This is a genomic window from Flavobacterium aquicola, from assembly GCF_003385115.1.
Lineage (GTDB): Bacteria > Bacteroidota > Bacteroidia > Flavobacteriales > Flavobacteriaceae > Flavobacterium > Flavobacterium aquicola.
This window is the reverse complement of the sequence record NZ_QUNI01000003.1, coordinates 474,786-489,585: the sequence shown is the minus strand read 5'-3', so window position 1 is coordinate 489,585 and position 14,800 is coordinate 474,786. Positions and strand designations below refer to the sequence as shown.

At 33.8% G+C, this 14,800-nt stretch carries 9 protein-coding genes; 2 read left to right on the top strand and 7 right to left on the bottom strand.

What is annotated here, in order from left to right:
• Positions 1-77 precede the first annotated feature (77 nt).
• The 5 genes from C8P67_RS07270 to C8P67_RS07250 all read right to left on the bottom strand — a co-directional run bounded on the left by C8P67_RS07270 (position 78) and on the right by C8P67_RS07250 (position 11,461).
• Positions 78-3,209 carry a SusC/RagA family TonB-linked outer membrane protein gene (locus C8P67_RS07270; RefSeq protein WP_115811828.1) on the bottom strand — a complete coding sequence of 1,044 codons (3,132 nt, stop codon included), beginning with the start codon at positions 3,207-3,209 and terminating at the stop codon, positions 78-80.
• A 774-nt stretch (positions 3,210-3,983) separates the two neighbouring features.
• The gene (locus C8P67_RS07265; RefSeq protein ID WP_115811826.1) at positions 3,984-5,390 is read right to left on the bottom strand and encodes a sulfatase family protein; all 1,407 of its coding nucleotides are present in this window, start codon (positions 5,388-5,390) and stop codon (positions 3,984-3,986) included.
• Positions 5,391-5,476: 86 nt separating this feature from the next.
• Positions 5,477-6,883 (bottom strand): RagB/SusD family nutrient uptake outer membrane protein, encoded by a 1,407-nt coding sequence (locus C8P67_RS07260; protein WP_115811824.1) that lies wholly within the window; start codon positions 6,881-6,883, stop codon positions 5,477-5,479.
• Positions 6,884-6,902: 19 nt separating this feature from the next.
• Entirely contained in the window at positions 6,903-9,998 is a 3,096-nt protein-coding gene (locus C8P67_RS07255; RefSeq protein WP_115811822.1) for a SusC/RagA family TonB-linked outer membrane protein, read from the bottom strand.
• A 608-nt stretch (positions 9,999-10,606) separates the two neighbouring features.
• On the bottom strand, positions 10,607-11,461 hold the full coding sequence (locus tag C8P67_RS07250; protein ID WP_245980392.1) for a leucine-rich repeat domain-containing protein: 855 nt from the start codon (positions 11,459-11,461) through the stop codon (positions 10,607-10,609).
• A 177-nt stretch (positions 11,462-11,638) separates the two neighbouring features.
• Here C8P67_RS07250 and C8P67_RS07245 point away from each other — a divergent pair, with 177 nt between their 5' ends.
• Positions 11,639-12,127 carry a DUF1761 domain-containing protein gene (locus C8P67_RS07245; protein ID WP_115811820.1) on the top strand — a complete coding sequence of 163 codons (489 nt, stop codon included), beginning with the start codon at positions 11,639-11,641 and terminating at the stop codon, positions 12,125-12,127.
• Between the two features lie 58 nt (positions 12,128-12,185).
• On the opposite strand, the gene C8P67_RS07240 is transcribed toward C8P67_RS07245, so the two are convergent.
• Entirely contained in the window at positions 12,186-12,464 is a 279-nt protein-coding gene (locus C8P67_RS07240) for a 4a-hydroxytetrahydrobiopterin dehydratase (RefSeq protein WP_115811818.1), read from the bottom strand.
• A gap of 260 nt (positions 12,465-12,724) precedes the next feature.
• On the opposite strand from C8P67_RS07240, the gene C8P67_RS07235 reads away from it, so the two are divergent.
• Positions 12,725-13,879, top strand: a complete 1,155-nt coding sequence (locus C8P67_RS07235; protein WP_394338643.1) for an 8-amino-7-oxononanoate synthase — start codon at positions 12,725-12,727, stop codon at positions 13,877-13,879.
• 8 nt (positions 13,880-13,887) lie between these two features.
• Here the strand turns inward: C8P67_RS07235 and C8P67_RS07230 are convergent, their stop codons facing one another.
• Positions 13,888-14,757 (bottom strand): diacylglycerol/lipid kinase family protein, encoded by an 870-nt coding sequence (locus C8P67_RS07230; protein ID WP_115811816.1) that lies wholly within the window; start codon positions 14,755-14,757, stop codon positions 13,888-13,890.
• Positions 14,758-14,800 lie beyond the last annotated feature (43 nt).

The following is a 14,800-nucleotide window of genomic DNA, read 5'->3' as shown; positions in this document are numbered from 1 at the left end:
GTAATTCGCATAGTGTCATTGGCATTTACTGCTAATGTATATTGATGCTTATTTCATTGCTCAATATTTTATTTTACTTAAAAAGTTACGTTTAATCCTGTGATGAACGTTTTAGAATTTGGATAAGCTCCAAAATCAATTCCAGGATATAAATTGTTTTGTTCATAAGAACTTACCTCTGGATCATAGCCTGTATATTTAGTCCATGTAATTAGGTTTTCGGCAGATACATATAGTTTTAAACTTTGAACACCAATTTTTGAAGTAAGACTTTTAGGAAATGTATATCCGAAAGTGATTAATTTTAATCTTAAAAAAGAGGCATCTTCTACATAGCGTTCCGAAACTATTCCCAGTGGTGAACTTGTAGCTCTAGGAATTTCGTTACTTGGATTCGCTGGCGTCCAGCGGTCTAATAAAGTAGAAGCAGCATTAGTTCCAAGGGTAGAAATTTCCAATTGCTGGTTTAAAGCATTAAATATTTTTCCACCATAAGCACCTTGGAAAGAAAAGGACAAATCAAAGTTTTGATAAGCAAGCGTATTGCTAAAACTTCCAACAAATTTTGGCTGTGAAGTTCCAAGATCACCTTTATCTGTAGCTGTAATTACCCCATCTCCATTGGTATCTACGTACTTTCTGTCTCCAATTTTTGTATTGGCAAGACTGTTAATTTTAGGCTGTGTATTGATTTCTTCCTGAGTCTGAAAAATACCGTTAGTACGATATCCCCAGAAAGTTCCCAAAGGCAGTCCTACTTTTACCGTTACAGGCTGTTGCTGCAACAATGAACCATTTGGAACTACAGGGAAGAATTGATTAACCCCATTTCCAATTTCGACAACTTTGTTTCTATTAGCAGAAAACACAAAATTGGAATTCCATGAGAAATTATCTGTTTTTATATTTTCTGTAATCAAACCAATTTCAATTCCTTTATTTTCAACTCCGCCAATATTCTGCAGAACAGTAGCATAACCAGATGTTAATGGAACTGGCACATTGATAAGCAGATCGTTTGTTTTTTTATAATAAGCGTCAAAAACGAAGTTTATTTTTCGGTCATATAATGATAAATCCAAACCGATATTGTACTGATCTGTTTTCTCCCATCTTAAATCCGGATTTGCCAGACGCGTTGGTGTCAATCCTGTCTGCAATGTCCCTCCAAAAGCATAATTAACAGAACCTATGGAAGCTAGAGAAAGATAATTTCCAATCTCCTGATTTCCTGTTGTTCCTGCACTCAATCTTAATTTTGCATCAGTTACAACACTTTTAATACTTTCCGCAAAATCTTCATCGGTAATATTCCATGAAAAACCTGCTGAAGGAAAATACCCCCAAAGTGACTCTGATCCAAATCTTGAAGAACCATCAGCACGTGCTGATACTGTTAAATTGTATTTTCCTTTATAAGAATAATTCACCCTAGCCAGCCAAGATTTTAAAACGCTTTCGAATGCTTCACTATACGGTTTGACAGCCACACCATCCTGCAAAGCGTCATAAGTATTATTATCATTTACAAAACTGTTTGCTCCTGCATTTACTACTTCACCCTGAGTGTATTGAAGTGTATATCCTGCCAAAGCTGAAAACTTGTGGTCCTCACCAAAATGAGTATTATAATTCAAGGTGTTTTCATTTAGCACTGTGCTCACTAACCTGTCACCAACCGAAGCAAGTCCTTTGGTTCCTGCGCCGCTTGTAGTTGTAGACGGAGCATAATAATTTTGTTTGGTATTAATCACATCTCCGCTGACAGCCACTTTCGCCGTGATTTCTTTGTTTATTTTGTATTCACCAAATAAACTGGCCAAGACTCTATCGATTTTAGTTTCGTTGATAGTGTTCTCCAAATCATTGATTGGATTCCCTATAATTCCATTAACTGCAGTAGAATAAGGATTATTTGTCAAGTTATAAGACCCGTCATCATTTTTAATAGGAACTACAGGCGGCTGATACAAAGCAACAACTAATGGGTTAGGCTGTCTGCCGGCAGCAGCACCGCCATTTGTTCCAATACCATTTGACAATGAATTTGTATAATTGGTATTCACACCAAATTTAAAATTTTGAGAATAATTTCGTTCGTAATTGGCACGAAGCGAAATTCTTCTGAAATCTGAGCCTATTACAACTCCTTCCTGATCAAAATAACCAGCCGAAACAGCGTATCTGGAACGGTCATCACCTCCGGAAAATGTCAATTGGTGATTTTGAACCGGAGCAGTTCTAAAAACAGCCGACTGCCAGTCATAACCGCCTGAAATTCTGAGAGCCTCTATTTGATCAGCGGTAAAAGAAGGAGCCTGCCCTATACTTGCCTGAACATCATTGCGAAGGCTGGCCCATTCGCTGGCATTCAATAAATTAAGTGTTTTCGAAACCTTCTGAAACCCAATATAACCCTGATACGAAATCTGATCCCGCCCTTTGGTTCCTTTTTTAGTAGTAATAATAACTACTCCATTCGCCCCGCGTGAACCATAAATAGCAGTTGCCGAAGCATCTTTCAATACCTCAATAGACTCAATATCACCTGGACTAATCGTTGATAATACATTGACACCCGCTCCAGCATTTGCCACTCCCGCTGTACCATTATTATTGTCGTTATAAATCAATATTCCGTCTACAACATAAAGCGGTTCGTTACCTGCCGTGATTGAGTTTCCTCCTCTAATACGAACACTGGAAGTAGCACCTGGCCGTCCCGAACTTTGAGTCACAACCACACCCGGCACAGCGCCTCTCAGTAAATTATCTGCCGAAGAAGTAACTTGTTTTAGATTAGCTTTTGGAACCGAAGATACTGCACCTGTAATATCCTTTCGTTTTTGAGTTCCATATCCAACTACGACTAACTCATTTAATTCTTGAAGATCTTGTTCCAGACTAATAATAACCGGACTTCCGTCTGCAATAAATTCAGTCTTTTTATATCCAATGTAAGTTACGATTAAGGTATATGGAAGTTTTTGGCCAGTTTGAAAATAAAATTTTCCTTCAGCATCAGTCACCACTCCGTGAGTAGTTCCCTTAATAGTTACCGAAGCACCTGATATTGGTTCATTTGTGATTTTATTAATTACTTTTCCATCGAGTTTGGACTGAATTAAAGGCTTTGTATCTTGTGCATTGATTCCAAATGAAATCAGAAAAATAAAGAGCCATGAAACATTATATAATTTTTTTTTCATTACTTTGTTTTTGGTTTAATAAATAAGGATCCCTGAAAGTCGATTAATCAGCTTTCTATCCTTTTTGAGATGAACATTTCTTTTTTAAACTTCGCCATTTCTGTTGCCGCAGAAATGGCTTTTTTTTAACTACAGCATATTTGTTTTTTCATTTTATTTTATTGCTTATTGATTAGTATTATTTTTTGTAATTGGGATATTATTTTTAAAAGATATACATCATACAGTCAAAATAATTTATCAATCGGATAAATCACTTTGAAACTGAACACAAGAATAATGTAAGGTAATAACTTGAAGACACTAACAGCAACAATACATTCGACGAAGAGTGTCGAATGATACAGATTCTTGCATGCTCAAAAAATGGATGTTTTTGAAAGTCTTCACGATTTTAGTATTAAGTGTTTATATTATTTAAACTCTACTATTTCTATAGACAAAAGTAAGTTAAAAATGTTAACTGCCAAAAAATAATTTAACTTTTTATTTTAAATATGTTAATTAAAACTAAAACAGTATTCAAAACAATGAATATCAACATATTAAATAAAATAAAATTTTAAAATAACTGCAAATTATTTTGAAAGTTAGCTTTCATACATTTAAAAAAGGCATACTTCATCATCTGTTTTTAACAAATAAAAAAAACAGCATTATCATTTTGATTAATGATAATGCTGTCAAAAAAAAAATAAAAGTATTGTATTAAATTTTTAAACCGTTCATTAAATGAAAGTCGTTAAAGCTTTCTAATGATTTTTTCAGATATAATTAATTTTTTGCGGTTATTACGCCATCAAGATTACTTTTAACTGGAACGACTGTAGCAAGATGTTTTGCAACTGCTTCTTCAATTTGAGCAACAACATCTGATTTCTTATCAATAATATTGTTAGTTTCAGATGGATCAACAGCAAGATTAAATAACTGTAATTTTTCCAATTTCTCCAGTTTTTGAGGATATCCAACCGGGTCATTTTTATAATAGTATAATTTGTAATCTCCTAAACGCGCAGCGAAAAGTTTTGTGCCATGATAGAAAAACATTTCATTTCTTGGATTACTGTTTTCCCCTTTTAGCACTGGGGATAAATCATATCCATCCGTTTTTAGATTTTCAGGAAACTGTACATGAGCAAGACTGCCTATTGTAGTTAATAAATCTAATGTACTTCCTATTTTAACCTCAACTTTTGGCTTCAGATTTTTTGGTGACCAAATAATAAACGGTACGCGTGTTCCTCCTTCATAACTTGTTCCTTTAGCACCATACAATGTGCCTGATGAGCCACCTTGTTCTTTGAATAGTTTCCAAGGGCCGTTGTCTGATGTAAAAATCACATAGGTGTTTTCATCTAAATGCTGCTCTTTTAGCGCTTTAATAATTTCACCAACGCTCCAGTCTAATTCTTCAATTACATCGCCATACTTTCCGCCTTTACTTTTTCCCGCAAAATCTTTTGATCTAAAAAGAGGAATATGAGGCATTGAATGCGCTAAATACAAAAAGAAAGGTTTGTCTTTGTTCTTCTTTATAAATGCAACCGATTCTTCGGTATAGCGTTTAGTTATTGTTTCCTGATTAGCCGGTCTTTCAATAATATCTTTATTTCTGATTAACGGCACATTGAAATCATTAATACCCGTATTATAATCAGGATCAAGAAGTTTTTGGTAAGGAATTTTATCATCACGGTCCATATCATTAGAATATGGAATTCCATAATAATAATCAAATCCATTATTTAATGGTGTATAAGGCTCTAAATGACCCAAATGCCATTTACCAATTGCTGCCGTCTGATAGGATGCTGTTTTCAATAATTCGGCAATCGTGGTTTCAGATTCTGGCAGCCCTCCTGACGAATTAGGAAACAAGACACGTTTAGTATCACTTTCCATTCCAATTCTAACAGGAAGCTTTCCGGTTAATAATGCCGCTCTGGATGGTGTACAGACATTTGCAGCAACATAAAAATTAGTCCATTTTTGACCCTCGCTTGCCAATTTATCTAAATTGGGAGTCAGAATTGAAGGGTTTCCATAAGTCCCTAAATCTCCATACCCTAAATCATCAGTAAAAATGATTACAAAATTAGGTTTACTGTTTTTTTTCTGACTGTGTGCAGCATTTAGAGTCAGCAATAATGCTCCTATAAAAATTATTGTTTTTTTCATAAAACATTCTATTTATTTGTTGTGAAGGGTGGATTTTCCACCCTTTGAAATTATTTATTTTACTATTTTAATTATTTGGAAATAAATTAATAACCGGTGTTTTGAACCAAATTCGGATTTGCGTTTATCTCTGTAAGCGGAATTGGGAATAAGACATGAAAAGGCTTGGCCGCGCTTTTACCTCTTGCAATTGCTCCCGAGATAAATTTCCCCTGTCTGATTTGATCCTCTCTGCTTTTGCTTTCGCTGTAAAACTCCCAGCTTCTTTCTACTAATAATTGATCTCTCAATGACTCTTTATTAAAATCTGCTTTGTTCAGCGAATTAATTCCAGCGCGGTTTCTAACTTTATTAATAGCATCGATTGCTTCATCAGTTGGACCATTTAATTCATTTACAGCCTCAGCATACGAAAGCAGAATATCAGAATATCTAATTTCGGGAAGGTCATTACCCTGAACAGCACCAACCGAATTAGGATCAAACTCATACTTATACGGAAGGGTCTGATTATTTCCTAAAAGCTGAAATGTAACACCAGAAGTATTCGTGTACTGTCTGATCATTAAATTTTTTCTAACATCAGTTTCTCCAAAAGAATTAACAAAACTGTCAAAGAAATAAGATCTCGCTGCAAAAACCTGATTGTTGCTGTATGGTAATGGGTAATCTGTTGGAAAGGTCAAAGCAACCAAATTATGACCCGATTGAGGATTAGCCGATATTGCCCAAATAATTTCTTTATTCCATTCATTAGTCAATGAAAAAACACTTTTATAGTCAGGCAGTAAAATATAAGTTTTAGAATCAATAATCTGACTGGCTATAGCTGCGCTTTTCTGCCACTGTTTTGTATTTAAATAAAATTTACACAGCAGTCCAAGAGCAGCTCCTTTTGTTGCTCTTCCATTTTGAGCCGCCTTTACCGGCAATAGAGCCGAAACTTCCAAAAATTCTTTTTCTATAAAGGATTTTATTGCTTCATCACTCGCTCTTGGAAGCAGTAAATCTTCATTTTTTGAAGACACTACTAATGGAACAGAACCGTACCAATTGTACAAATAAGTCAAACTCAGCGCTCTAATAAAACGTGCCTCAGCATTTAATAATTTTTCATTATTATCTATTGTTGATGTATTGTCAATCACGATATTAGCATCGCGGATTGCCGCATATAATTGTGCCCATGACTGGCTGAACCACTCATGATTACTATCCCAGGTAAAATTACTTAAAGGAGTAATTACAGATTCTATGGCCCCGCCTCTATTCCACTGCTCTCCTGAGGTATAAGGAGACAGAAAAAAAGCATAAAACCCTTTGATCTGAGCATTTCCGTAAGCGGAATTTAAAACCGCATTCTTTCCGTCGTAGGTATTTATGAAATTACCAGGCGTAAGTTCTGAATACACATTCTCTTCCAATAAATCATCACAGCTGGAAAGTGACAATAGAGCAATTGATATGTAAAATATATTTTTAATAAGTTTCATCTTTGATAAATTTTAATTGTTAGAAATTAGCATTTAAACCCAGTAAAAAGGTTTGGGCCAATGGATAACCGTTATAATCCACTTTAACATTTCCTCTTCCTAATGCACTTGACTCAGGATCGAATCCGATGTATTTTGTCCACGTGTATAAATTCTGAGCTGTAAAAGAGATTTTTAATGATCTAATAAAACTGTCTTTTTCCAGTGGCAGATCATACGATAAATTCACGTTTTTTAATCTCACATAAGAAGCGTCCTGCAGTACCAGACTATTAATTTTGCCTCCTCCGTAAGAAGTTGGGTTAACAGCTGACGGCCATTTTGCATCTGTATTAGCAGGCGTCCATCTGTCCAAAATCATTTCAGACATTCTGTTTCTTCTAAAATTACTAGGATACATACTTTCCAAAAGGTTTATATTTAATGTTTCGCCTCCCTCTTGTCCCTGTATAAAGAAACTAAACTGAAAGTCTTTGTAAGTAAATGTATTCTGGATTCCGTAAGTAAGATCTGGGTAAGGATTTCCAACAATAACCTGATCAAGAGGCGTAATTTTATTATCACCGTTAACATCTCTAAAAATTGGATAACCCGGTTTAGAAGTTGGCTGCGCTGAACCGCTTACCTGCTGCGCATTCTGGAAAATCCCGTCAACTATATATCCGTAGTAAGAGTACGCCGGAGAACCTTCCCTAACAATTGAAGTGTTCCCAACTCCTTGAATATTACCCGTAATAATTTCATTTACCACGCCTAAATCTGTAACCTCATTTTCTATAGCGGTAATGTTTAGGTTAGTACTCCATTTAAAATCTTTGGAATCTATATTTAATGAATTTATGGAGAATTCAAATCCTCTATTCTGCATTTCACCTACATTTTTCAAAATAGATGAATATCCTGTAGCTTGAGGCAAAGGCACATTCAAAAGTAAGTCCCGTGTATTTTTAATAAAATAATCGGCAGTGATATTTACTCTTCCTTTCCATAAACCTGCGTCAATTCCAAAGTTTAACTGTTCCGTTGTTTCCCATTTCAAATCTGGATTTGCAATTCTGGAAGGCTTGGTTCCTGCAACAACTGTGTTGTTAAAAACAGGACTTGCTCCAGAATTATAAGTGGTTAACGAAGCATAATTAGCAATATCCTGATTTCCTGTCAGACCCCAGCTGGTACGCAGTTTTAAATCACTAAATACGCTTGGAATAAATTTTTCTTCACTTAGTCTCCACGCCAAAGCTACAGATGGAAAATATCCGAATTTGTTATTTTCTCCAAATTTTGAAGATCCGTCTGCTCTCAAACTTGCCGTTAGCAGCAGCTTGTTGTCATAAGAATAATTTGCTCTGGTTATAGATGACAAAAGTGTGTTATCTTCTTGATTAGAGCTCAAATTGTCATTATTAGTATTTCCTAAACCTAGATTATCAGTTCCTAATGCATCTGAAGGAAACCCTCGAATATCCCCCGCAAAAGATCTGCTGTTAAAATACTGATAAGTAAATCCCTGAAGAATGTTGATTTTATTTTTTTCGCCTAATTTCTTTTTATAATTCATCGTATATTCAAAAAGAAAATTTGATTTTTCTAATTCTGCAATACTTGCAATTCCTTTTGCAGCAGAACCGGCTAACGTTTTGGTAGAATTATAAACATCTCTTCTTGTCTGCTGTCTGTCAGAACCTAAATTTAGTTTGGCATCTAATGCTTCGGTTATCTTATAATTAAGAAAAAGATTTACAATCGTTCTATTGGTCTCACTATTGCTTTTTACTCCATCAATAAGACTAAGAGGATTATTTATCGTTAAATTTTTTGATTGGCTGAAGGCAGTTCCATCTGCTGAATAGATAGGTTCAGTTGGGTCATACTGCTGTGCTGCATTGATAGGTCCAGCTCCTTCATTTATACTGACACCATCTAAATTATTTCCGTCTTTAACTAAACTGGTGTTGAAATTAATTCCAAAATCTAATTTATCAGTTAGTTTTCGATCTAAATTTACACGAGCAATAAACTTTTCGATACCCGTATTTTTAACCACTCCGTCCTGATTAAAATAATTTAATGATGCAAAAAATGTTGTTTTGTCATCTCCTCCCGAAGCCGAAATATTATGACTGTTAATTACTCCTGTCTGATAAATCTGTTTTTGCCAGTCTGTACCATTTCCAATTGAAGCAATTTGTGCCGGAGTAAATTCAGGAGCTCTTCCTTCGGCTACAGATAATTCATTCATTGCAGAAATATACTCAGATGTTGACAAAATATCTATAGTTTTATTCACTGTCTGAAAGCCCGAACTCAAATCATAAGTTATTGAAGTTTTTCCATTTTTACCTTTTTTGGTAGAAATTAAAATTACGCCGTTAGCACCTCTGGAGCCGTAAATAGCGGTAGCTGATGCATCTTTTAAAATCTCAATCGATTCTACATCATTGGGATTAATTGAATTAAGAGGATTTCTAGGGTTTAAGTTTGTTCCTGTTCCAGCTTCTCCGCCCGAACCCGAAAGTAAGTTCGAATTATCAATTGGAAGACCGTCAATAACATACAATGGTTCACTGCCGGCATTTAAAGAGCCCTGACCTCTAATCTTAACCGATAATCCTCCGCCAGGTTCTGAGCTGGTTTGGTTTATTTGTACACCAGAAGATTTTGCCTGAATCATTTGATCGATAGATACATTAGCACCAATATTAAAGTCAGATTTCTTTAACGATGAAACGGCTCCTGTTATATCGCTCTTTTTGATGGCTCCATAACCAACAACAACCAGTTCATTTAGTTCTTCGACATTTTGTGCTAATTTTACAACAACAGGACTTCCGTCTACAATAAGCTCTTGGGTTTTATACCCTAAATAACTTATTATTAAAGTATATGGAAATTTTTGTCCCGTTTGAAAGAAAAACTTTCCGTCTATATCTGTATTGACACCGTGTGTTGTCCCCTTGATGAGTACGGAAGCCCCTATTATGGATTCATTAGTAATTTTGTCTACAACAGTTCCATTGAGTTTCGACTGTATGAGCGGTGTGGTATTTTGCGCATAACTTCCTATTGAAACTAGTAAAATATACAGCCACACGTGTATGTTTAATATCTTTTTCATTACTTTGTTTTTGGTTTAATAAATAAGGATCCCTGAAGGCTGATTAATCAGCTTTCTATCCTTTTTCTGAGATGAACATTTCTTTTTTAAGCCTCGCCATTTCTGTTGCCGCAGAAATGGCTTTTTTATTATTTACAACATAGACATTTTTTCATTTTTTTATTTTTTAGTTATTACTATTTGATCTATCTAATTTCAGGAAAGGGCATATAACAAAAAGTTAAAATAATTTATCTGCTTTTATAAATTATCTTCAAAAGAGTATTTGAGAATGTAAATTGAAATAATTGGAAAACTAGCGGCAACAGCACATCGGATTAAAATTTTCGAATGATGAAGATTTTTGCTTGATTGAAAAAAAGATGTTATTGAGTGTTTCCAAAATGTTTGAATTTAGTATTACTATCGTTTTTTAAAACTCTACTATTCCTATAGACAAAAGTATGTTAAAACATCAAACTACCAAAATTTAAAATAACTTTTTTACCAAAGAATTGTTAATTACTAAAAATGCGTAATAATTCGAATGAATTTCATAAACCAAAAAAGCGCAATGATTTAAAATCATTGCGCTTAAATAAATTATAAGACTATACTATTTATTACGTTTATTCGTCTGCAGCAAAAGTTCCTTTACCGGTATTTAAAACTTCTAATTTAAAAGCAACGCCAGATTCGTTTCTCATCATAAGATTAAAACCATCTTTCTTTGCCAAAGTATTTGGTACAAAGCCTGAAAATGAATTGTACGCTAAATTTACTTTCTCCAAATTTTCCAATTTACTAATATTGAAAGGAATTTGTCCGCTCATCTTATTATCAAATAAAATTAATTTTTCTAATGAAACTAAATTTTCAACATTTTTGCTAATATTTCCAGAGAAATTATTACTGCTTAATGCCAGTTCTTTTAAATTATTCAATTGATATAATGATGCTGGAAGTTCTCCCGATAATTGGTTATTAAATAAAGACACCACTTCCAATTCTTTTAAATTCCCCATTTGGCTTGGCAATTCACCAGAAAGCTTATTCATGAAAAGTTTCAAAGTTTTTAAATCTTGAATTTCGCAGATGGAATTTGGTATAGAACCTGTCAGTTTGTTAAACGCCAGATTAAGTTCCTGCAGTTTTTTTAATCGGCCGATATTTACTGGTATTGTTCCGGAAATTTGATTTTTAAATAAGTCCAATTCTACCAAATTTTTCAAATCAGTAATTTCAGCAGGTAAAATTCCAGCCAGATTATTATTAGAAAGGTTTATTCCAACCACTTTATCATTTTCAATTTTAACACCGTACCAAGTCGAAACCGGAGCATCAAGATCCCATTTTACATTCCATTGACTGCCATTTGTATTCTGATATAATTTAATCAGAATCTTTTTTTCAGTACTTGATACATTCGCCAGAACAGAAATAGAAAACATAACTGTTAAAAATACTGCAGTAAAATTTTTCATAATCCTTCATATTTAGATTTGACACTACAAAGTAACTCTTAAACACATTTAAATGCAAATTTTATCGATAAAATACACTTTATTTTATTATTTGTAATATTAAATTTATAATACTTATTAAAAAATGTTATTTAAAAATTAATTACATTTGAAGTTATAACCTTAAAAACCTAAATTATGGAAATGAATTGGATTGCAATTTTTGTAAGCGCATTAGCAACATTAGTGGTTGGATTTGTTTGGTACCATCCAAAAGTATTTGGAACTGCATGGATGAAGGAAACGGGGCTCACTCAAGAAGAATTAGCGAAAGGAAATATGCTTAAAATCTTCGGGCTTACCTACATTTTTTCTCTTTTTATAGTTATAATAGAATCGTCTCTTACGATACATCAAACAGGAGCTCTTGGCATGATCGGCGGACCTCCAAAACTTGCCGAAGCACTTCCTTCTTTTAAAGCTTTTATGGCAGATTACGGAACAGCTTATAGAACCTTCAAACATGGAGCACTACATGGATTCATGTCAGGTTTGTTATTTGCATTCCCAATAATTGCAATAAACGGACTATTTGAAAGAAAATCGTGGAAATACATCTGGATACATGCCGGATTTTGGATTGCAAGTTTAACTATTATAGGATCGCTGATCTGCGGATGGGTTTAACCATTTGTTTATTATAAAGAAAGCCTTATTTCCACACTTTAGAAATATGGCTTTCTCATTAAAATAAATTTTCGATTTGTCCGGCTAGTTCAATATCTTTTGTAGTAACGCCACCTGAATCATGCGTATTTAACCGTATTTTGACTTTGCTATACACGTTATAAAGTTCAGGATGATGATTCATTCTTTCGGCCAAAACTCCCACCTGCACAATAAAACCAAGTGCCTGCGTGAAATTTTTAAATTTAAATTTCTTTTCAATGGCATTTTCCTTAAAATGCCAATCCTTCAAGGTATCCAAAAAAGGACTTACTGATTCTTCTGTAAATGTTGTCATCTCTTTCTATTTAAATGAATTGGATATAAATACAATAAAGCATCAAGTAACATTCTACCAAAAAAATGCCACCCGATCGATCAATATCAAGGACATAAAATCATTGTTATGTCATTCCGAAGAATGAGGAATCTCACGTTATGTGATAGCTTCAAAAAACATTTTTATTGAGTAATAATTATTCATAAAAATAGTTAAATAAAAACAATTGTATATTAACTTAATATTATTAGCTAATTTTGAATTATATACTTTCAGAATTGAAAACTGCTATTTCTTATCAAATTTACGAAACTAAAGAACAGCTTCCCGAAAATTGGGAAGAACTTGGCTGTCAGAATATTTTTTTATCGAAAGATTATTTTGAAATCCTCGATAAATCGGCTCCAAATAATATGATCTGTCATTATATAGGTCTTTTTGAAGAACAAAAATTAGTTGGTGTTGCAATATCTCAATTTTTGGATTTAAACAAGCTGGAATCTTTTGGAGAAAGAGACCGATGCATAAAAACTACTGCACGGAAATTCATTTTAAAAAATTTTGCTTCACATGTTCTGCTCATAGGCAATAACATGCTTACTGGTCAGAATTCATTTGTTTTTTCGGATAGTATTTCAAAACCTGAAGGCATAAAAGCTTTGAAAAAAGCGTCTATTGATTTAAAACATAAATTTAAATCAATGGGCAAAAAAGTACACATAATTACTTTTAAAGATTATACTGAAGAAGATATTGAGAAATTTGCCATTGATTTAAACCTCTTTAAAAACAATTACAAATACAGTACACAGCCTAATATGATTTTCAATATTCCATTTGAATGGAAATCGGAACAGGATTATATAAATTCATTGCTCAAAAAATACCGCGATCAGTACAAAAGAGCCCGAAAAAAGGCTGAAGGAATCGAGAAACGAAAACTACATTTGGAGGATATTATCGTTCACGAAGAGACAATTTATAATTTGTACTATCACGTTGCCAAAAATGCGCCTTTCAACACTTTCTTTCTAACCAAAAACCATTTTAGGATTTTTAAGGAAACTTTACAGGATAAATTTCTGTTTTATGGTTATTTCCTAGACGGAAAACTGATTGGGTTTAATACTTTGATTAAAAACGGCGATACAATTGACACCTATTTTTTAGGTTATGACGATACTATTCAAAGAGAAAAGATGCTGTATCTGAATATGCTGTATGATATGATTGCTTATTCAATTAACAAAGGTTTTAAGGAAATCATTTTTGCCAGAACTGCATTGGAAATCAAAAGTTCTGTTGGGGCAAAGCCAATGAAAATGTTTGGTTTTGCAAAGCATAGCAGTTCTGTTGGAGATCTTGTTTTTGAAAAAGCATTTAATTCGCTTGAACCAAAAGTTGTATGGCAGGAACGTAATCCGTTTAAATAATTACTTATTTACGGAATTGCTACTTTCATCTGATGGTGCAGAATATGAATTTCCAGCTCACTTTGAGCACCACAGTATTCTCCATCAATTTGAAAATTAATAGGACGGTCAGTTTTCACTATTGCTTTTTCAGTTGAAATTATTACAATATCATCCGAATCGATTGGCATATTTCCGATGATAATTTTCCCGAGCAACACTAAATCAAGGCTTTTTAAAATAATCAGTTCAAATTTTCCATCGTTCATACTTCCGTTTGGATTAATGGTAACGCCCGTTCCGTATTTTTGAGAATTGGCAATCACAATCATTCTGGCAGTATGTTCTACAGTCTGTTTATTTGCTGTTATCGAAGCTAAAAAAGGCTCTTCTGAATCTTTTAACGTGGTATAAGCCTGCAAAGCGTAACCCCAAAGTCCACGCACTTCGCCTTCTTCATAATTCTTAACCAAATCGGCATTAATTCCAATATCGCTCAAATGAATACACTTTTTACCATTGATACAAATCATATCCATTTCGATATAATGATGTAGAAAAGCAACTTCTAAATTTTCTTCCAAAGTAGTTGGCAGATTCAGATCCACGGCTAATCCATTGGCAGAACCAGCAGGCAGAATCCCAATAATAACATCATGCTTTTCCATCGCTTCGGCAACCATTTTTATAGTTCCGTCACCTCCAGCTACAATGATCCGCTCGGGATTATACTCGTTGTAAAGCGATTGAATCGCAAAAACATCTTTTTCACCAACAGTTTCATAAACCACCAAATCAAAATTATGTACTGCTGAAAATTCCTGTACAGCCTGCAATAAATCGGATTTATCGATATCTCCCGAAATGGGGTTTACAACGAATATGATATTCTTTTTCAAAATTTTATATTTCTAATTGATTAAAATTAATTAATTTACAACT